21 protein-coding genes are annotated in these 19,424 nt (G+C 62.6%); 10 read left to right on the plus strand and 11 right to left on the minus strand.

Annotated elements, in window-relative coordinates:
- The first annotated feature begins 8 nt into the window (after positions 1 to 8).
- Positions 9 to 1,844 (plus strand): ABC transporter ATP-binding protein, encoded by a 1,836-nt coding sequence (locus tag EGJ86_RS02675; RefSeq protein WP_125833953.1) that lies wholly within the window; start codon positions 9 to 11, stop codon positions 1,842 to 1,844.
- 107 nt (positions 1,845 to 1,951) lie between these two features.
- On the opposite strand, the gene EGJ86_RS02680 is transcribed toward EGJ86_RS02675, so the two are convergent.
- The gene (locus EGJ86_RS02680; RefSeq protein ID WP_125833954.1) at positions 1,952 to 3,277 is read right to left on the minus strand and encodes a DEAD/DEAH box helicase; all 1,326 of its coding nucleotides are present in this window, start codon (positions 3,275 to 3,277) and stop codon (positions 1,952 to 1,954) included.
- A gap of 199 nt (positions 3,278 to 3,476) precedes the next feature.
- On the opposite strand from EGJ86_RS02680, the gene EGJ86_RS02685 reads away from it, so the two are divergent.
- Together EGJ86_RS02685 and EGJ86_RS02690 are read left to right on the plus strand one after the other, a co-directional pair.
- Positions 3,477 to 3,881: an anti-virulence regulator CigR family protein gene (locus tag EGJ86_RS02685; protein ID WP_125833955.1), complete on the plus strand. Its 405-nt coding sequence runs from the start codon at positions 3,477 to 3,479 to the stop codon at positions 3,879 to 3,881.
- A gap of 92 nt (positions 3,882 to 3,973) precedes the next feature.
- The gene (locus EGJ86_RS02690; RefSeq protein ID WP_125833956.1) at positions 3,974 to 4,552 is read left to right on the plus strand and encodes a dihydrofolate reductase family protein; all 579 of its coding nucleotides are present in this window, start codon (positions 3,974 to 3,976) and stop codon (positions 4,550 to 4,552) included.
- Here the strand turns inward: EGJ86_RS02690 and rarD are convergent.
- The 4 genes from rarD to EGJ86_RS02710 all read right to left on the minus strand — a co-directional run bounded on the left by rarD (position 4,539) and on the right by EGJ86_RS02710 (position 7,567).
- Positions 4,539 to 5,444: an EamA family transporter RarD gene (gene rarD / locus EGJ86_RS02695; protein ID WP_099522180.1), complete on the minus strand. Its 906-nt coding sequence runs from the start codon at positions 5,442 to 5,444 to the stop codon at positions 4,539 to 4,541. The genes EGJ86_RS02690 and rarD overlap by 14 nt on opposite strands.
- Entirely contained in the window at positions 5,444 to 6,316 is an 873-nt protein-coding gene (locus tag EGJ86_RS02700; protein ID WP_125833957.1) for a carboxylate/amino acid/amine transporter, read from the minus strand. The genes rarD and EGJ86_RS02700 overlap by 1 nt, the downstream gene beginning before the upstream one ends.
- A 201-nt stretch (positions 6,317 to 6,517) precedes the next feature.
- Positions 6,518 to 7,117 (minus strand): FMN-dependent NADH-azoreductase, encoded by a 600-nt coding sequence (locus EGJ86_RS02705; RefSeq protein ID WP_125833958.1) that lies wholly within the window; start codon positions 7,115 to 7,117, stop codon positions 6,518 to 6,520.
- Positions 7,118 to 7,252: 135 nt separating this feature from the next.
- Entirely contained in the window at positions 7,253 to 7,567 is a 315-nt protein-coding gene (locus EGJ86_RS02710) for a 3-phosphoglycerate kinase (protein ID WP_099522183.1), read from the minus strand.
- Positions 7,568 to 7,644: 77 nt separating this feature from the next.
- Here EGJ86_RS02710 and EGJ86_RS02715 point away from each other — a divergent pair, with 77 nt between their 5' ends.
- From EGJ86_RS02715 to EGJ86_RS02725, 3 genes are read left to right on the plus strand one after another with little or no spacing between them, the layout of a single operon-like run.
- Positions 7,645 to 8,571, plus strand: a complete 927-nt coding sequence (locus EGJ86_RS02715) for a LysR family transcriptional regulator (protein ID WP_125833959.1) — start codon at positions 7,645 to 7,647, stop codon at positions 8,569 to 8,571.
- Positions 8,572 to 8,581: 10 nt separating this feature from the next.
- A complete protein-coding gene (locus EGJ86_RS02720; protein WP_125833960.1) occupies positions 8,582 to 9,379 on the plus strand; it encodes an alpha/beta fold hydrolase in 798 nt (265 codons plus the stop codon).
- A gap of 5 nt (positions 9,380 to 9,384) precedes the next feature.
- Positions 9,385 to 9,939 (plus strand): peptidylprolyl isomerase, encoded by a 555-nt coding sequence (locus EGJ86_RS02725; protein WP_099522186.1) that lies wholly within the window; start codon positions 9,385 to 9,387, stop codon positions 9,937 to 9,939.
- 123 nt (positions 9,940 to 10,062) lie between these two features.
- Here EGJ86_RS02725 and fpr read toward each other — a convergent pair whose 3' ends face one another.
- A complete protein-coding gene (fpr, locus tag EGJ86_RS02730; protein WP_037005020.1) occupies positions 10,063 to 10,842 on the minus strand; it encodes a ferredoxin-NADP reductase in 780 nt (259 codons plus the stop codon).
- A 113-nt stretch (positions 10,843 to 10,955) separates the two neighbouring features.
- Between fpr and EGJ86_RS02735 the strand changes: the two genes are divergently transcribed.
- Positions 10,956 to 11,882, plus strand: coding sequence for a LysR family transcriptional regulator (locus EGJ86_RS02735; protein ID WP_079784346.1), 927 nt, complete (start codon positions 10,956 to 10,958; stop codon positions 11,880 to 11,882).
- A gap of 3 nt (positions 11,883 to 11,885) precedes the next feature.
- Here EGJ86_RS02735 and EGJ86_RS02740 read toward each other — a convergent pair whose 3' ends face one another.
- Both EGJ86_RS02740 and erdR read right to left on the minus strand, forming a co-directional pair.
- Positions 11,886 to 12,251 carry a diacylglycerol kinase gene (locus EGJ86_RS02740; protein WP_106733071.1) on the minus strand — a complete coding sequence of 122 codons (366 nt, stop codon included), beginning with the start codon at positions 12,249 to 12,251 and terminating at the stop codon, positions 11,886 to 11,888.
- A 161-nt stretch (positions 12,252 to 12,412) separates the two neighbouring features.
- Positions 12,413 to 13,063: a response regulator transcription factor ErdR gene (gene erdR / locus EGJ86_RS02745; protein WP_099522188.1), complete on the minus strand. Its 651-nt coding sequence runs from the start codon at positions 13,061 to 13,063 to the stop codon at positions 12,413 to 12,415.
- Between the two features lie 203 nt (positions 13,064 to 13,266).
- On the opposite strand from erdR, the gene EGJ86_RS02750 reads away from it, so the two are divergent.
- Positions 13,267 to 14,193: a DMT family transporter gene (locus tag EGJ86_RS02750; protein ID WP_125833961.1), complete on the plus strand. Its 927-nt coding sequence runs from the start codon at positions 13,267 to 13,269 to the stop codon at positions 14,191 to 14,193.
- On the opposite strand, the gene EGJ86_RS02755 is transcribed toward EGJ86_RS02750, so the two are convergent.
- On the minus strand, positions 14,153 to 14,875 hold the full coding sequence (locus EGJ86_RS02755) for a tRNA-uridine aminocarboxypropyltransferase (RefSeq protein WP_099522190.1): 723 nt from the start codon (positions 14,873 to 14,875) through the stop codon (positions 14,153 to 14,155). The two genes, EGJ86_RS02750 and EGJ86_RS02755, sit on opposite strands and share 41 nt — an antisense overlap.
- A gap of 60 nt (positions 14,876 to 14,935) precedes the next feature.
- Positions 14,936 to 16,624: an OmpP1/FadL family transporter gene (locus tag EGJ86_RS02760; RefSeq protein WP_125833962.1), complete on the minus strand. Its 1,689-nt coding sequence runs from the start codon at positions 16,622 to 16,624 to the stop codon at positions 14,936 to 14,938.
- A 289-nt stretch (positions 16,625 to 16,913) separates the two neighbouring features.
- Between EGJ86_RS02760 and EGJ86_RS02765 the strand changes: the two genes are divergently transcribed.
- Positions 16,914 to 17,315, plus strand: coding sequence for a quorum-sensing-regulated virulence factor family protein (locus tag EGJ86_RS02765; protein WP_125833963.1), 402 nt, complete (start codon positions 16,914 to 16,916; stop codon positions 17,313 to 17,315).
- A gap of 13 nt (positions 17,316 to 17,328) precedes the next feature.
- Here EGJ86_RS02765 and EGJ86_RS02770 read toward each other — a convergent pair whose 3' ends face one another.
- Entirely contained in the window at positions 17,329 to 17,523 is a 195-nt protein-coding gene (locus EGJ86_RS02770; protein ID WP_099522193.1) for a hypothetical protein, read from the minus strand.
- A 368-nt stretch (positions 17,524 to 17,891) separates the two neighbouring features.
- Between EGJ86_RS02770 and EGJ86_RS02775 the strand changes: the two genes are divergently transcribed.
- Complete coding sequence (locus EGJ86_RS02775; protein WP_125833964.1) at positions 17,892 to 19,295, plus strand: MBL fold metallo-hydrolase RNA specificity domain-containing protein; 1,404 nt, start codon at positions 17,892 to 17,894, stop codon at positions 19,293 to 19,295.
- Positions 19,296 to 19,424 lie beyond the last annotated feature (129 nt).

Consider the following 19,424-nt stretch of genomic DNA (forward strand, 5'->3'; position numbering starts at 1 on the left):
CGCCTGCAATGTTGTTTCGCCGCTTCGAATCCCTGATCGACGTCTTCAAACCCAGCCCTGACGTCGCCCCGCCCGCTGGCATGCTGCGCTTCTACGGTCACTACCTGAAACAGGTGTGGCCGCTGATGCTGGCCGTGCTGGTGATCGGCTTCTTCGCTGCCCTGATCGAGGTCGCGCTGTTCGCCTTCCTCGGCCAGTTGATCGACATGGCCCAAGCCAGCACGGATGCCAGCAGCTTCTTCAGCGAGCACCAGAACGAGCTGCTGTGGATGCTACTGGTGGCGCTGGTCATCCGCCCCGTGGTGTTCGGCCTGCACAATCTGCTCACGCACCAGGCGGTCAATCCGGGCCTGACCAACCTGATTCGCTGGCAGAACCACCGCTACGTACTCAAGCAGAGCCTGAGCTTCTTCCAGAACGACTTCGCCGGGCGTATTGCCCAGCGCGTGATGCAGACCGGCCCCTCGCTGCGCGACTCGGCGATGCAGGTGATCGACGCACTGTGGCATGTGGTGGTCTATGCCGGCAGCGCGCTGTACCTGTTCGCCGCCGCCGACCTGCGCCTGGTGGTGCCGCTGGCGTTGTGGATCGTCGGTTACAGCGCCGCGCTGTGGTACTTCGTACCGCGCATCAAGGCGCGCTCGGCCGCCGCCTCCTCGGCGCGCTCGAAAGTCATGGGGCGAGTGGTCGATGGCTACAGCAACATCGCCACGCTCAAGCTGTTCGCCCACTCGCAGGAAGAGGAAAGCTACGCCCGCGAAGCCATGCAGGACCTGCTCGACAAGTTCCGCCTGCAGTCACGCACCATCACTGCGCTGGATTTTCTCATCACCTGCCTCAATGGCGTGCTGATCGTTGGCACCGGTGCGCTGGCCCTGTGGCTGTGGAGCCAGTCGCTGATTACCACCGGCGCCATTGCCCTGGCGCTGGGCCTGGTGATCCGCATCAACAACATGGCCGAATGGATCATGTGGGTGGTCAACGGCATCTTCGAAAACGTCGGCACCGTGCAGGACGGCATGCAGAGCATCGTGCAGCCACGCCAGGTACTCGACCGCACCGACGCCAAGCCGATCCAGGTGCAGCAGGGCAGCGTGCGCTTCGACGACATCCACTTCCACTACGGTAAGCGCGGCGGCGTGATCGCCGGCCTCAGCATCGATATTCGCCCCGGCGAGAAGATCGGCCTGGTCGGCCCGTCCGGCGCCGGCAAGTCGACCCTGGTCAACCTGCTGCTACGCCTCTATGACCTGGAAAGCGGCCGCATCCTGATCGACGATCAGGATATCGCCACGGTGACCCAGGAGAGCCTGCGCGCCAACATCGGCGTGGTGACCCAGGACACCTCGCTGCTGCACCGCTCGATCCGCGACAACCTGCGTTACGGAAAGCCCGCAGCCAGCGACGAGGAGCTGTGGGAGGCGGTACGCAAGGCCCGCGCCGACGCCTTCATCCCCACCCTCGACGACAGCCAGGGCGGCCGTGGCATGGATGCGCAGGTCGGTGAACGCGGCGTGAAGCTGTCCGGCGGTCAGCGCCAGCGCATCGCCATCGCCCGCGTGCTGCTCAAGGACGCGCCGATCCTGGTGCTGGACGAAGCCACCTCGGCACTGGATTCGGAAGTGGAAGCGGCCATTCAGGAAAGCCTGGACAGCCTGATGGAAGGCAAAACGGTGATCGCCATCGCCCACCGCCTGTCGACCATCGCAAGGATGGATCGCCTGGTGGTGATCGACCAGGGCCAGGTCATCGAAACCGGCACCCACGCCGAGCTGATTGCCCACGGCGGTCTGTATGCACGCCTGTGGCAGCACCAGACCGGTGGGTTCGTCGGGGTGGAGTAAAACTGTGGGAGGGGCTTCAGCCGCGACTCACCGCTACGACTGCATGGATGCAGGAGGTAGAGCGAAGCAGGATGCCAGAGCCGAAAGCGCCTCCCACAACAGCCAGATTACTCTGCAGCCGGCTTCTTGCGCTTGAGCGGCGCGCTGCCATCTTCACTGACCAACGACGATGGCTTGCCAGCCGGTCGTGGACCGGTCTTGCGCTTGGGTGCGGCGGCCTTCTTCGGGTCTTTCTTCTCGGTCTTTTTCTTCTTGCTGCCGGCGGCCTTGCCGGACGCCTTGAGGTTCTTCGGCCCCTGGTAGACGCCTTTCAGCTCCTTGATGGTGCGACGCTCGAAACGCTGTTTGAGGTAGCGCTCGATGCTCGACATCAGGTTCCAGTCGGTGTGACAGATCAGCGACACCGCCAGGCCTTCGCCCCCGGCGCGGCCGGTACGGCCGATGCGGTGCACGTACTCATCGCCGGACCGCGGCATGTCGAAGTTGATCACCAGATCCAGACCTTCGACGTCCAGGCCACGCGCCGCCACGTCGGTGGCCACCAGCACCTTGACCGCGCCCTGGCGCAGGCGCTCGATGGCCAGTTTGCGATCCTTCTGGTCCTTCTCGCCATGCAGCACGAACGCCTTGACCCCAGCAGTCACCAGCTTGCCGTACAGGCGGTCGGCTTGCACACGGGTGTTGGTGAAGACGATGGCCTTGTCGTAGGCCTCGTTGGTCAGCAACCAGTCGACCAGCTGTTCCTTGTGGTAGTTGTGGTCGGCCGTGATGATCTGCTGGCGGGTACCCTCATTGAGCTGGCTGACGCTGTTGAGCATCAGGTGCTGCGGCTCCTTGAGCACCTTGGCGACCATCTCGCGCAGGCCATTGCCGCCGGTGGTGGCGGAGAACAGTAAGGTCTGGTGCGGCCCGCAAGCCTCGGCCAGACGCTGGGCGTCTTCGGCAAAGCCCATGTCGAGCATGCGGTCGGCCTCGTCGAACACCAGCACTTCGACCTCGTCCAGCGGCAGATTGCCGGCGTTGGCATGCTCGATCAGGCGGCCCGGCGTGCCGATCAGAATATCGATCTTGCGCATCATCGCGGCCTGCACCTTGAAGTCCTCGCCACCGGTCACCAGGCCGGCCTTGAGGAAGGTGAACTGGGCGAAGCGCTCGACTTCCTTGAGCGTCTGCTGGGCCAGCTCGCGGGTCGGCAGCAGGATCAGCGCACGAATGCTCAGACGCTGCTTGGAGTTGCCATCACCGAGCAGGCGATTGAGCAGCGGCAAAACGAAAGCGGCGGTCTTGCCGCTGCCGGTCTGGGCAATCACCCGTAGGTCCTTGCCCTCCAGCGCAGGCGGAATCGCTGCCGCCTGCACCGGGGTCGGCTCGACGAAATTAAGCTCGGCCACGGCTTTCAGCAGGCGTTCATGCAGGGCGAATTGGGCAAACACGGGGGCACTACCTCAGAGAAATCGACAAAACGGTGCATAGCCTAACGGTTTCCGCCGCCGGGGCCGAATTTCTTTGCATGAAACTCGCGTTCAGGCGACGACGGGCGGCTGCCTGGAGTCGCTATCCGGCAGGAGCAGATCGGAACCGAAACCGCTCGGCGGTTATCCAAACTGCATCACCATCCGAAGAGCGCAGCCCATGTCCACCAAGCCCTTGACAGCCCTCAGTATCGGCCTTTGCGTCCTTTTGGCTGCTTCGCCAGTGCTTGCCAACCCGCCCCCCGGCAAAGGCAAACCGGGACGAGATGATGGTGTCCAGATCGATCTACGCGGCCCGACCGTGGATATCGGAAGGGTACGCATCATCCTCGGCGACAATCGCCAGTTGATCGGCCCGACCTCCTCCCTGCCACCAGGCATCGCCAAGAACCTGGCTCGCGGCAAGCCGCTGCCACCGGGCATCGCCAAGAACTTCGACAGCCGCCTGACCTCGCGCCTGCCTTACTACGAAGGCTACGAATGGAAACAGATCGGCCGCGACGTTGTGTTGGTCGCCATCGCGACCGGGATCGTCTACGAAATCCTGCGTAACGTGCTGGACTGATCAGCGAACGCGCCGACGAGCGGCACGCCCTCTGTCGAACTTGTTCTGCGGCCATCGATCTATCTGTCAGATAACCCGCGTGCGGAGGCACCATGAACGCTTCGCTGATCTACCACGTCACGTCGAGCCTCGACGGCTATATCGCGCGCCCCGATGGCCGCATCGACTGGTTCGATTCGCCACGGGAGGCCGATGAAGAGTACGCCTTTCAGTACTTCTACTCCGGCATCGATGCCCTACTGATGGGCCGCGGTACCTACGAGGCGTTGCTCAAGCGTGGCGGTCCCTGGCCTTACCCAGGCAAGCCCTGCGTGGTGCTGACTCGCCTCGCTCTGCCGCGCGCCGCGGACGAAATTCAGCTGACGCACTGCACACCGGCTCAAGCCGTGGCAGCACTGAACGAGGCAGGTTTCCAGCGCATCTGGCTGGTCGGCGGCAGCCTGCTGGCGGGTAACTGCTACACCGCCGGACTGATCGACGAGGTGGTGATAAATCTGGTGCCGCACCTGCTTGGCGCCGGTATTCCACTGCTGGCCACCGGCATGGAACGCAGTCTGACGCTGAGCGAGCAACGCCGCTTCAACAACGGCACGTTGCAGGTGCACTACCGGGTGCAGAAGCAGGCCAGCATGCCAACGCAGATCCCCGCGCCGCGCATCAACGCGGCCTGATGTTCTCGCGCTGCTGCTTGCGCAGCAGCCGGGCACTGTCCCAGCCGACCAGCAGCACAGCCGCCCAGATCGGCAGGTAGGTCAACCACTGCCCCGCATCGAAGGTCTCGCCCAGCACCAGTAGCGCCACGGCGAACAACAGCACTGGCTCGACATAGCTGAGAATGCCGAACAGCCCCAGAGGCAGCAGCCGGCTGGACGCCATGTAGGCCGCGAAGGCCAGCGTACCGATCAGCGCCATCACCGGCACCAGCAACCACAGCAGCGGCCGCTCAGCGAATGCGCCAACCGGCCCATAGGCAACGATCAGCCAAATCGCCAACGGCGCCAGCATCAGCATCTCCAGCACGAAACCGGACAGCGCATCGAGGCGCATCCAACGGCGCAGCATGAAGTAAGGCGGATACCCCAACGCAGTGATCAGCGTCAGCCAGGAGAACGCCTGGGTGCGCCACAGCTCGTGCAGCACGCCGAGCATGGCGCAGGTCACTGCCAAGCGCTGCAGCGGACGCAGGCGCTCGCCGTAGAACAGCCGACCGGTCAGCACCATTGCCAACGGCAGCAGGAAGTACCCCATGGACACTTCCAGCATATGCCCGGCCAAGGGCGCCCAGAGAAACAGCCCCCACTGCACGCCAATCAAGGCCGCCGCCAGCGGGCAGGCAGCCAACAACAGCGGTTCGTGGCGCAGACGCACGAAGGTCTCGCGCAGCAAGGTGGTCTGCCCTGCCAGCAGCACCAGCAGCAGAACCAACGGAATCGACCAAAGCACGCGCTGAGCGAATATCTGCACGCCATCGAGCGGCGTCAGCCACTGCACGTAGCCAGGCAGCACGGCAAACAGCATCGAGGCGCCAACCGATAGCGCCACTCCCCGCCCGGACAATTGCATCAGCGCACCTCGGCAGGCGTGCGACGCGTACGCCCCAGATTGACCAGCGGTAGCGACGCCGCAATCACCGCACCGCCCAGAGCCAGGCGCAGCAGATCGGCGTCGTGATTCCAGATCAGCAGATTGACCAGCAAACCGGCCGGCACCAGCGCATTATTCATCACCGCCAGGGTGCCGCCATCGACCAGGCTGGCGCCTTTGTTCCACCAATACAGTCCCAATCCAGACGCCACCACACCAAGCCAGACCAGCACACTCCACTGCAGTGCGTTGCTAGGCAGACGCTCGCCGTTACCCAGCAGCAGGAACGCGGGCAGCGCAATCAGCAAGGCGCCCAGATAGAAGAAGCCGAAGCGCCGGTACTGCGGCTCGCTCGAGGGGTGTTTGAGCAGCAGATGCTTGTACAGCACCTGCCCGGCAGCGAAGGTGAAGTTGGCGACCTGCAGCAACAGGAAACCGAGCAAAAAGCCGCTGCTGATACCGTCGTAGCGGATGATCCCGGCGCCCAGCACGGCCACCAGAGCGGCGACCAGCGCCCAGGGGTTGAATCGACGATTGAGGGCATCCTCGATCAGCGTCACGTGTAGCGGCGTGAGGATGGTGAACAGCAACACCTCCGGCACCGTCAGCACCGAGAAACTCAGGTACAGGCACACGTAGGTGATGCCGAACTGCAGCGCGCCGATCAGCAGCATGCCGCGCACGAAGGCCGGGGCATGGCCACGCCAACGGGTCAGCGGCACGAACAGCAGGCCAGCGATGACGATGCGCGTCAGCACCGCGAAGTAGCTGTCGACCCGGCCGGCCAGGTACTCACCGATCAGGCTGAAGGAAAACGCCCACAGCAGGGTCACGATCAACAGATAGCGCATGGTCACCTCAGGAACAGGCGGCGACCTTAGCGCGTTCATCGCGGGCGTACAATCGACAGTAGGCGAACCCCACCGGCCTCACGTGCAAGCCGTCGCCACCGGGCAAGAGCGTGTCGCCAGGCCCACGTAAAAAAGCCGGTCATTGCTTGCGCAATGCCCGGCAGAAGCGCCTAGGAGCCCAGGCGCCAGGAGAGTTTCGGATCAGGCCACTTCAGCCAGCTTGGCTTTGGCCTGGGCCAGGCCTTTCTCGCTGAACTCGGCGCCCATATTCAGGCCTTCGGCATGAATGAACTGCACATCGTGGATACCGATGAAGGCCAGCGCCTGACGCAGGTAGGGCTCCTGATGATCCAGGCCACTACCGGCGTAGATACCGCCACGAGCCGTGAGCACGAAGGCACGTTTGCCGGTCAGCAGGCCCTGCGGACCGGTTTCGGTGTACTTGAAGGTGACGCCAGCGCGCAGCACATGGTCCAGCCAGGCCTTGAGGGTGCTGGGGATGGCGAAGTTGTACATCGGCGCAGCCAGCACCAGCACATCGGCAGCCAGCAGCTCATCGGTCAGCTGATTGGAGCGGGCCAGGGCAGCTTTCTCGGCATCGCTCTGCTGCTCGCTCGGGATCATCCAGCCACCCAGCAACGTGGCGTCGAGATGCGGCACCGGCTCGGCCGCCAGATCACGCACCTGGATCTGATCAGCCGGGTGCGCAGCCTGCCAATTGGCGATGAATTGCTGGGTCAGCTCGCGGGAGACCGAACCTTGCTGGCGGGCGCTGCTTTCGATTACGAGAATACGGGACATGTCTGAGGCTCCATCGAGGTGAACAAGAGTCGATGGCGCAGAGAATAGAGATGCGACTTTCGATTAAAAAGCGTAAATATCCGCTTACATATATCGACTAATTTGATTTATCGACGGGTCGCATCTAGGCTTCTGTCACTTCAGGTTGCAGGTCAGCTTGATCCGCAGACGAATCACGCTACGGGTGAACTTGACCGCCATGTTGTTGCTGGCGCCAGGCGCCAACACGGTACGCCGGATGCGCGGTGCCTCGGGGCCATTTTGGAACACGGCACTGCACTCGGCTTCGCTCTGACCGTAGTTGTAAAGCATCAGAGCCGCCATGTTGTGGTCGATTTCCTGAGTGGTGGCGGAGACCTCGGCGCCGTTGAACTGTTTTTCCACCTCGATGGGGTAGGCATGGGCAGCCAACGGCATACAGGCCAGCAGCAAGCAGATTATTTTTTTCATCGGTGCTCTCCAACATGGGATCGCCAGTGTAGGTGGAGATCGTCGGCGATAACAGCCGACTCAGGCAGGATGATGTGATGAAAGCTCCTCGCGTAACCCTGGATCAATGGCGCACGCTGCAGGCCGTGGTGGATCAGGGCGGCTTCGCCCAGGCCGCCGAGGTGCTGCACCGCTCGCAGTCCTCGGTCAGCTATACCGTGGCACGTATGCAGGAACAGCTCGGTGTACCGCTGCTGCGCATCGACGGTCGCAAGGCCGTGCTCACCGAAGCCGGCGATGTATTGCTGCGCCGCTCACGGCAACTGGTCAAGCAGGCCAGTCAGTTGGAAGACCTGGCCCACCACATGGAACAGGGCTGGGAAGCCGAAGTGCGTCTGGTGGTGGACGCCGCCTACCCCACCGCCAACCTCGTCCGCGCCCTGACCGCCTTCATGCCGCAAAGCCGCGGCTGCCGCGTACGCCTGCGCGAGGAAGTGCTGTCCGGCGTCGAGGAAGTGCTGCTCGAAGGCACCGCCGACCTGGCCATCAGTGCGCTGAACATCACCGGTCACCTGGGCATCGAGCTGGGTGAAGTGGAATTTGTTGCCGTCGCCAACCCGGAACACCCACTGCATCGCCTGCAACGCGAGCTGAGCTTTCAGGACCTGGAAGGTCAGATGCAGGTGGTCACCCGTGACAGTGGCCGCTTGCAGCCGCGCGACGCCGGCTGGCTGGGCGCGGAACAGCGCTGGACAGTGGGCAGCCTGCCGACCGCACGCACCTTCGTCAGCAGCGGCCTGGGCTTCGCCTGGCTGCCACGCCACCTGATCGTCCGTGAACTGCAGGAAGGCCTGCTGAAACCCTTGCCCCTGACCCAGGGCGGTCTGCGCAAACCGCGCTTCTTCCTCTACAGCAACAAGGAGCGCGTACTCGGTCCGGCCACGCAGATTCTCATCGAGCTGATCAAGAACTTCGACGCGGCGCCGCTGGACGCCGCCTTCGCCGCGCCGCAGTCGCCCAACTGAGAGCCTGCCCATGTCCTACTTCGACAACGACGGTTGCCAACTGCATTACGAAGACTACGGCCACGGCACGCCCCTGTTACTGGTGCATGGCCTGGGCTCGAGCACGCGCGACTGGGAATACCAGATCCCGGTGCTCGCCCAGCACTATCGGGTCATCGCCCTCGACGTGCGCGGCCATGGCCGCTCGGACAAGCCGCGCGAGGCTTATCGCATCACCGATTTCGCCGAGGATGTCGCCGCCCTCATCGACCACCTGCAGCTTGCACCCGTGCACCTGGTAGGCATCTCCATGGGTGGGATGATCGGCTTCCAGCTTGGCGTAGACCGCCCCGAGCTTTTGCGCAGCCTGACCATCGTCAACAGCGGCCCAGAGGTGAAGGCCAAGAGCGCACGTGACTGGCTGGAAATCGGTAAACGCTGGACGCTCTCGCGCCTGCTCAGCCTGGACACCATCGCCAAGGCGCTGGGCAAGCTGCTGTTCCCCAAACCGGAGCAGGCCGAACTGCGTCGCAAGGTCGAAGAGCGCTGGCCGCAGAACGACAAACGCGCCTACCTCGCCAGCCTGGACGCGATCATCGGCTGGGGCGTGCGTGAACGCCTTGATCGCATCACCTGTCCTACCCTGGTGATCACCGCCGACCGCGACTACACGCCCATTGAACGCAAGCGCGAATACGTGGCAGAAATGCCCAACGCGCGCCTGCTGATCATCGAAAACTCGCGCCACGCCACACCACTGGATCAACCAGAACGCTTTAATAACGCCCTGCTCGCCTTTCTCGGCGAGACCGCCAACAAGGAAAACTGACCATCATGCTCAAGCAACTCGTTCTCGCCACCGGCGCCCTGCTGCTGTCCTCCAGCCTGCTGGCCGCAGAAAATCCCAAGGTCCTGCTGACCACCAGCCTGGGTGAAGTGGAAGTGGAGCTGGCCGCCGACAAGGCGCCAATCAGCACGCAGAACTTTCTCAAGTACGTCGACAGTGGCTTCTATAACGGCACCCAGTTCCACCGGGTGATTCCGGGCTTCATGGTCCAGGGCGGCGGTTTCGATGCCGACATGCGCCAGAAGGACACCAACGCGCCGATCAAGAACGAGGCCGACAATGGCCTGCACAACGTGCGCGGCACCCTGGCCATGGCCCGTACTCAGGTCCGCGACTCGGCCACCAGCCAGTTCTTCATCAACCACAAGGACAACGCCTTCCTCGACCACAGCTCGCGTGACTTCGGTTACGCCGTATTCGGCAAGGTCACCCGTGGCATGGACGTGGTGGACAAGATCGCCCAGGTCCCCACCGGCAACCGCGGCATGCACCAGAACGTACCGCGCGAGCCAGTGCTGATCATCGACGCCAAGCGTCTGTAAAGCCCCGTAGGGTGCGCCGTGCGCACCGAGCTCCAGCAAGCAATACCCCGGTGCGCACGGCGCACCCTACAACTGAAACGACAAAGCCGCCCATTGGGCGGCTTTGTCTTTTAACGGAGGCGCTTACTTCTCGACGAAGGCGCGCTCGATCAGGTAATCCCCCGGCTCACGCATGCGCGGGGAAATCTTCAGGCCGAAGCTGTCGAGCACTTCGCTGGTCTCGTCGAGCATGCTCGGGCTGCCGCAGATCATGGCGCGGTCGTCCTGCGGGTTGATCGGCGGCAGGCCGATATCGGCGAACAGTTTGCCGCTGCGCATCAGGTCGGTCAGACGGCCCTGATTCTCGAACGGCTCGCGCGTCACGGTCGGGTAGTAAATCAGCTTGTCCTTCAGCGCATCGCCGAAGAATTCGTTCTGCGGCAGGTGCTCGGTGATGAACTCGCGGTAGGCGACTTCGTTCACGTAGCGCACGCCGTGGACCAGGATCACCTTCTCGAAGCGCTCGTAGGTTTCCGGGTCCTGGATCACGCTCATGAACGGCGCCAGGCCGGTGCCGGTGCTGAGCAGATAGAGGTGCTTGCCGGGGTTGAGGTCATCGAGCACCAGCGTGCCGGTGGGCTTCTTGCTGATGATGATCTCGTCGCCTTCCTTCAAGTGCTGCAGTTGCGAAGTCAGCGGGCCGTCCGGCACCTTGATGCTGAAGAATTCCAGGTGCTCTTCCCAGTTCGGGCTGGCGATGGAGTAGGCGCGCATCAGCGGGCGGCCGCTGTCCTGCTGTAGGCCGATCATCACGAACTGACCATTCTCGAAGCGCAGACCCGGGTCGCGGGTGCACTTGAAGCTGAACAGCGTATCGTTCCAGTGGTGGACGCTGAGCACACGCTCGACGTTCATATTGCTCATGATGATTTCCTCGAAAAACTACGACGCCGAAGGCGCGATTGCGCGGCATTCTATTCGCGGCAACAATATCTGTTAAGTGGATTATCAAGATATAGGTTATCGGTTATATCGATATGCGATTTACTCTCAGACAACTTCAGGTGTTCGTTGCCGTGGCGCAGCATGAAAGCGTCTCGCGCGCCGCGCAATCGCTCGCATTGTCGCAGTCTGCAACCAGCACTTCGCTGACCGAACTGGAGCGCCAATCCGACTGCCAGTTGTTCGATCGCGCCGGCAAACGCCTCGCGCTCAATGCCCTAGGCCGACAGCTACTGCCCGAGGCCGTAGCCCTGATCGACCAGGCGCGCGAAATCGAACGCCTGCTGGGGGGCAAGAGCGGTTATGGCTCGCTGAACGTCGGCGCCACCCTGACCGTGGGCAACTATCTGGCCACCCTGCTGATTGGCAGTTTCATGCAGCGCCACCCCGAATGCCGGGTGAAGCTGCAGGTCCACAACACCGCCCATGTGGTGCAGCAAATCGCCCACTACGAGCTGGACCTGGGCTTGATCGAAGGCGACTGCCAGCACCCGGATATCGAGGTGCAACCCTGGGTCGAAGACGAACTGGTGGTGTTCTGCGCGCCGCAACATCCGCTGGCCCAACGCGGCAGTGCCAGCCTGGAAGAGCTGACGCACGAAGCCTGGATTCTGCGTGAGCAAGGGTCGGGCACACGACTGACTTTCGATCAGGCCATGCGTCATCACCCGCGCAACTTGAATATCCGCCTGGAGCTGGAGCACACCGAGGCAATCAAGCGCGCCGTGGAATCCGGCCTGGGCATCGGCTGCATCTCACGCCTGGCGCTGCGCGACGCCTTTCGTCGCGGCAGCCTGATGCCGGTGGAAACTCCGGAGCTGGATCTGCGCCGGCAGTTCTACTTCATCTGGCACAAGCAGAAGTACCAGACAGCGGCGATGCGCGAATTTCTTGAACAGTGTCGTGCACTGACCGCTGGCGTCAGCCGCAGCGATCAGATCGTTCTGCCGCCGATCGTCTGAGCGTCAGCCAAGCAGGATGACTGCCCAGACCGAGGCGATCATGCCCAGCGCCAAGAACTGCGCGGCGCTGCCCATGTCCTTGGCATTCTTCGACAGCGGGTGGCGCTCCAGAGAAATGCGGTCGATAGCCGCCTCGATCGCCGAATTGAGCAACTCGACGATCAGCGCCAGCAGACACACGGCTACCATCAGCGCACGCTCACCGCGGCTGACGTCAAGGACGAAAGCCGATGGAATCAGCACCAGATTGAGCAACACCAGCTGGCGAAAGGCTGCTTCGCCGAAGAACGCGGCGCGCAGGCCATCGAGCGAATAGCTGGCGGCGTTGAGGATACGTTTCAGGCCGGTCTGGCCCTTGAATGGCGACATGCGCCTCACCCCTTCTGGAAGAGGCGCGCAGCTTACTGCATCCGCAGCACGAGCACCTATATGCGAGATCGCGAGCTAAACGATAGCAAATGAGCCGGCGCAGTTTACGGGCTGTAAATGAGCAGGCCGAGCCTGCTTTCAACGCAGCCCCGATGCGCAGCTCACTGCGCGGGGATCGATTCCATCTGCTGCAACAGCAACGCCGCCTGAGTGCGGGTGCGCACGCCCAGTTTGCGAAAGATCGCCGTCACATGCGCCTTGACCGTCGCTTCGGAGACGCTCAATTCGTAGGCGATCTGCTTGTTCAACAGCCCTTCGCAGACCATGGTCAAGACGCGGAACTGCTGCGGTGTCAGGCTGGCCAGGCCGGCACTGGCTGCCTTGGCCTCGGCGGAAACCGGCGCCCCCTCCTCGGCCAGCGGCGGCCACCAGGTGTCACCATCGAGGACATGGCGCACCGCTTGCTGCAGGGTTTCCAGCGGACTGGATTTGGGGATAAAGCCACTGGCCCCGAACTCGCGGGAGCGGTTGACCACGGAGGCTTCTTCCTGAGCGGAGATCATCACCACAGGGATCTGCGGGTACTGCCCACGCAGCAATACCAGACCGGAAAAACCGTAGGCACCGGGCATATTGAGGTCAAGCAGGACCAGGTCCCAATCACTCTTGGCGGCCAGGTGGTTTTCAAGCTCTGCGATGCTGGCAGCTTCTACCAGATGCACTTCAGGCCCCAGGCCCAGGGTCAGAGCTTGTTGCAGCGCGCTGCGAAACAGCGGGTGGTCGTCAGCAATCAGGATTTCGTAGGCGGCCATTGGCAGATCCTGTTCTTGTTATAAGTGCCACTGAGGTGAGTATGGCAGTGCTTTTCGCCTGACGACCCGCTCAAGCCTGCTCAATGAGCATCACAGACTCCCCACTCGGACCGACGGCGGCGCTCAGCATGCCGAGCTGTGACGGGGTGGTCAAGCTCAATGCTTTGCGGCAGGATGCGCAACTTTCCTGCCGAGACGCTCCAATGCGAAGCCAAGCCCTGCGCGCTGACCTGTTGATGCTGATTACCGCGATGATCTGGGGCAGCGCCTTCGTCGCCCAGCGTCTGGGCATGGATAACATCGGCCCCTTTCTTTATACCGGCCTGCGCTTCACCCTCGCCTGCCTGGTTCTGTTACCGGTGCTGGCGTTGCTGCAGCGTCGCCAACAACGCCCTACTGCGCCATTGAATCGCAGCCTGCTGGCGGGTGGTGTGATCATGGGGCTGGCGCTGTCGCTAGGGATCAACCTGCAGCAGGTCGGCCTACTGTTCACCACGGTGACCAACTCCGGCTTCATCACCGGTTTGTACGTGATCGTGGTACCGATTCTCGGCCTGCTGATCGGTCAGCGCAGCAGCGCCGGTATCTGGTTGGGCGCCAGCCTGGCGGTAGTTGGCATGTTCCTGCTCAGCGTCGGCGAAGGCTTTACCGTGGCCTCGGGCGACTGGCTGCAACTGGCCGGCGCCTTCGTCTGGGGCATTCATGTGCTGCTGGTAGGTTTCTTCGCCGGCCGTCATGACCCGTTGCGCCTGGCCTTCATCCAGTTCGCCACCTGCGCGGTGATCAGTCTGGCCCTGGCGCTGGCGTTCGAGACCGCAACACTGGACGGCATCATTGCCGCCGGTCCGGCGATCCTCTACGGCGGCGTGTTCGGCGTGGCGATCGGCTTCACCCTGCAGGTAGTGGCGCAGCAGCATGCCATCGCCTCGCACGCGGCGATCATCCTCTCGCTGGAGGCGGTGTTCGCTGCCATCGCCGGCGCCCTGTTGCTGAGCGAAGTGCTGGCACCGCGCGGCTATCTGGGTTGTGCGCTGATGTTCGGCGGCATGCTGCTGGCGCAGCTGTGGCCCAAGCCACTGCCGAGTGAACTCAGCGGTACGTCTGCAAACGCTGGTGCAGAGCGTCGTTGAGATCCAGCGGCAAACGCCGTTTGGCGGCCAGGTAGTGCTGACTGAACACATCGAGATAATCGTCCAGAGCCTCGCCGGCACGCAGGTCGCCAGCCAGTTCCAGGCACATGGCGGCCACCTCGGCGGTGCACAGATGCTCGCCACGGGTAGAACGACGCAGGCGATAGCGCGATAGCTGCGCTGGCGTCAGGCTCAGCACCGGCAGCGCGTCCAGATACGGGCTCTTGCGAAACATCTTGCGCGCCTCGGTCCAGGTCGCGTCGAGCAGCACGAACAGCGGACGCTTGCCGGGCGCCAGCGTCACCTCCTCCACCACGCGCTGCGGCGCCACGTACTCGCCGGGAAAAACCAGATACGGCTGCCACTGCGGATCGGCCAAAAGCTCCAACAGCGCCGGATCGACGGCCGTGCGCGTCCAACCAAAGGCGTGGGTTTCAGGCACCACGTCAGCAATCAGCCATCCGGTATTGCTCGGTTTCAGTGCCTCAATGTCATGCATCACCAGGCACATGGCGGCATTGGCCTCGACCTGCGGGCGCCAGGCACACAGGCAATGGGTCGGCTGCACCCGACAGTGCGGGCAACGCTCTGCACGCGAGCCACGTGCAACGAAGGGTTTGAGGCTGCGCGCCAGGCGCTCTGTACGCAGGCGGGCGACGGCATGTGGGGCTGGATGGGTCATGGCGGGAGCGACAACGAACGGGGGCGCGAGTCTAGCATCCCCGTTCGCTGTCAAGGCGACTCAGAAGCTGTGGTTCAACGCCAGCCCGATGAAGTGGATACGCGTCTCGTACTCGCCCTTGAAGTTGCCACCGTTGCCGGTGCAGCGTACGCCGCTGTCCTGGTACAGCCCGCCGGAACCTGGCACCCAGCCGGCCGGGGAGCAGCCGTCCTGGTAGTCCATCTTGCCGCTGGAAAACTGCACGTAGCTGTAGGCGAAGTCCAGCGAGGTATCGCGCGTCACCTTGTAGTTGGCACCGAACGACAGCCAGTAGCGGTCCGCATCGGGAAAGGCCGGATGACGCAACTGCGGCGAATTGACCGGCGAGCGGTCGTAGGCAACCCCGGTACGCAACAGCAGGTCATCGCTGTACTGGTAGTTCATGCCCAGGGAGATCTTGTAGCTGTCCTTCCAGTCCTGCTTGACGTTCAGGTCGCCCTCGGTAACGCCATTGAAGTAGGGATAACCGGCGACCTGATCGATGCCAATACGTACCTCGTCGAGCCGTGAATGGCGAGTAAAGGTCACATCCGCCATCAGCGCCACCTTATCGTTGAGCTGGTGGAAGGCGTTGAAGGAAAGCATTTCCGGCGTATCGATAGCGGTCTTGCCCTTGGAGTTGGGATGCAGCCTGGAGCCGGCGAAATCTCCGGGGTTGATCCAGTTGTCCGGGTCCAGCACCTGCCCCAACGCGTCGGCAGGCGGCAAGGTGATGATGCCGAGGTCGATACCGCCACTCAGATCGGTATCGGGTGAAGGCACGCTGCCCGACACCCCAGAGAAGCTCCACTTGGTCTCACCTTCCAAGGTGTGGCGAATGTTGGAGCGATAGGACACGCCGAAGCGCGTCGACTCGGTCGGCTCCCACATGTAGCCGATATTCCAGCCGAACCCCCAATCATCGCCCTTGACCCGGAAGTAGCCATCGCCCTGAACGTTGTCAGAGAAATTCTTCGCCACGCAATCGACGAAAGCATCACCGGCCTGACCGTCGCAACTGCTGATCTCACTGGGCACATTGATGCCGTAGAACAACGGAATGGCGAACTGGCCAAGCGGCGATGCGGCCAGTTCGGTCAGTTCCTGATTGGCCGTGACGAACTGCCCCGCCAACTGCCGCGAAGCACCTTTGACATCCGCCGCACCGCGCTGAATGGACTTGATGTACTGCGCCGACACGCCAAAGCCGACACTGTGGTGCTCGTTGAAACGGTAGGAAATGCTTGGGTTGAAGGTCACCGTCTCCAGGCTGGCCGACTGGATGCCGTAGCGTCCGGCCCAGTCCTCCTTGTAATTGAGCTTGGCGCCGAACGGGGTGAAGATCCCCAGGCCGATCGTCACCCGGTCGTTGATCTCGTGGGAAAAATAGAAGTTCGGGGCGGCGGCGGCATCGGGCAGAAACTCGCCCGCATCCCCCGATACAGGATTGCCGAATACATCGCTGCTGCCCTTGTCTTCGTACTTGCCATCCGGGAGCAGAATGCTCAATCCGGAGGTGACCTGGGTGCCCTTGAGCCGTGCCAGGCCCGCCGGGTTGTAGAAAATGGTCGAGGGGTCGGCGGCCTCGGCACCGTTGGCATGCGCCGAACCCTGCGCCGCCACCGACTGCGAACCAAAGTGATAACCGGATGCCTGCACCTGCGTAACGGGCAAAACCAGTAAACTGCCGACCACCACATGCGATGGCCAGCGCCGAAAGAGCATTGTCATTGTTATTCTCCTGCACGCTGCTTGAACACCGTGCAGCTCGGCGATAACCAGAGGCAGACTTCAGGCAGGCCCGTACTGGCGACATCCGACTACGACGGCGGCTCAGAGTCTGTGACGTGCAGGTTTGGCCGATGATCCCCGGCCTTTGGTCGTGATGACGGGCAGCGGCCAAAGGCCAGCATGTCCCTATCGGTAACACTTTGTTTCACGCGGGCAAATAGCCAGCGGCGCGAACATTCGCCGCGAGCCCCTGTCCAACCCACGTTCACGCTTTCAGGAGTCACAAGACATGCTGCGTTACATCCTCCCCGCTCTCGCGTTCAGCCTGCTGCTTCCCACTGCCCAGGCAGCCTCGTTGAAGGAGATGGAACTGACTCGCATCCTGGAGCAAGTCGCCCGACAGAGCAGCGAGGGCACGCCGCGGGCGATCAACGAGGACATTCTCGATCAGGGCTATACCGTAGAAGGGCACACGCTGATCAACCATCTCAGCGTGCGTGAAGCGCATGCGGCGCAGATGCGCGGCAACCCCGACACCGTGCGCGCTCAGTTGGCCGCCAGCGTCTGCCGCAATCCCGGCTACCGCAACCTGTTGGCCCAGGGGGCACAACTGCGCTACCAGTTCAGCGAATACCGCAACAACCGCCCGGTGACCGTCGAAGTGTTCGACAAGAGCGACTGCGGCCTCTGACCCGGGGCTGACATCAGTTTCTTTCCGCTCGGCGCTGCGCGTCATCGGCGCGCAGCTCGGCGAGCAAAGCCTCCATATAACGCGAGCGCCGTACGCCGCCCTCAAGGCGACGCATGCACTCATCCTCCAGACTCAACTGGTTGGTTCGTGCAGCTTGTTGCAGCATGCGATAGAGGTCTGTTTCGATCTCCAGAATCAGCTTGGGCATACCTGCCCCTCCCTTCCTATTGACCACACAGCAGACTCGACCTGGCAGGTGAGGTTCCACCAGCCAGTCGGGGTCACTTGTTTTTCGCCCACCAGTCTTGAGCGAAGCACCTCAGCAGCAGTTGATGACCGATTGATGCATAACACTGAGCCCAGCGCCATGGCTGCGCTGCAGCGATCACAGCACTAATACGGCCTGCTCTGTACAAGTAAATCAGAAGCCTGACCCGAGCTTGTGCGCTCAGACAAACGGCAGGGCATAGGCCAACTATGCTGAGAAAACCGCCCCGCAGGCTGGCTGACCTGCATCAAGGCCAGCAACGGACAAAAACGACAGACTCGCCTCATCATCACGACGAGGATAGAACCATGGCCCTGCTCACCTTCATCGGCGCGATCCAGCAAGTCACGGGCTCCTGCTACCTGATAGAAAGTCGCGATGGCGCCAAGGTGCTGCTCGAATGCGGCATGCACCAGGGACGCCGCCAGGAAGAGGATCTGAACCGCAGTGCATTTCCTTTCGACCCGCGCAGCCTGGATGCGGTGGTGATCTCCCACGCCCACCTCGATCACAGCGGGCTGCTGCCGCGCCTGGTCGCCGAAGGTTATCGAGGCCCGATCCACGCCACCGAAGCCAGCTGCGAACTACTCGAACTGATGCTGCTGGATTCGGCCTTCCTCCAGGAGAAGGACACCGAATGGGAAAACCGCTGGCGCGCACGCCAGGGCAAGGCAGCAATCAAACCGCTCTACACCATCGCCCATACCGAGCAGGCGCTGAGCCAGCGCCGCGCGCATGCCTACGGCGAAGCGGTCGAGGTTGCCAAGGGCGTGCAGGTAACCTTCCACAATGCCGGCCACATTCTCGGCTCGGCCATCGTCGAGATGCAGGTGGAGGACCACCACCTGCACCGTCATCTGGTGTTCTCCGGCGACCTGGGCAATACCTGCTCGCCGCTGATGCAGGCGCCGACCCAACTGAATCAGGCGGACGTGTTGCTGATGGAGTCGACCTACGGCGACCGCAATCACCGACCCAGCGACGAAACCCTGGAAGAGCTGGCCGACATCCTGCAGCAAGCCCATAGCGAGGGCGGCAATGTACTGATCCCCTCCTTCGCCGTTGGCCGCACCCAGGACCTGATCTATTACCTTGGCCGCTTTTATCAGGAAGGCCGTCTGCCACAGCAGGCCGTGTTCCTCGACAGCCCCATGGCGATCCGCGCCAACGCCATCTACAGCCGCTTTCATGACCAGTTCGCGGCTACCGATCGCGCGGTGCTTGCAGCCAAGGGTGTCAAGCGAGTCGAGGACTGGTTGCCAGTGTTGCGCTGCACACCGACGGCCGAAGAATCGATGGCGATCAACCGGATCAAGAGCGGCGCGATCATCATCGCCGGTGCCGGCATGTGCAATGGCGGGCGTATCGTCCATCACTTCAAGCACAATCTCTGGCGCGAGAACTGCCACCTGGTGTTCCCCGGCTTCCAGGCCAAGGGCACGCTGGGTCGTTTGATCGTCGATGGTGCGGAAACGGTCAAGGTGCTGCACCAGCGCATCGCGGTGAAAGCCAAGGTGCATACCCTGGGCGGCTTCTCCGCCCATGCCGGGCAATCGCAGTTGCTCGACTGGGCCAGCCGGTTCGAACATCACCCCGAGCTTTATCTGGTGCACGGCGAGCTGGAGAAGATGCAGGCCCTGCAAGCCGCTCTGCGCGAACGCCTCAACTGGATTGCCAACATTCCCGAACCCGGTGAACAGATCGCCCTGTAACCGGTGCTTACGAAAAGGCGGCAACGAAACGGCAGACTGCCTGTGGCAAGCTGCTCAACACTCCATAATCAAGGAACCGGCCACCGCGAGAGGCTACTCGCCTCTCACAGGCCAAGAAGAGGAGAGTTT

It is taken from the genome of Pseudomonas sp. o96-267, assembly GCF_003935465.1.
Taxonomy (GTDB): domain Bacteria; phylum Pseudomonadota; class Gammaproteobacteria; order Pseudomonadales; family Pseudomonadaceae; genus Aquipseudomonas; species Aquipseudomonas sediminis.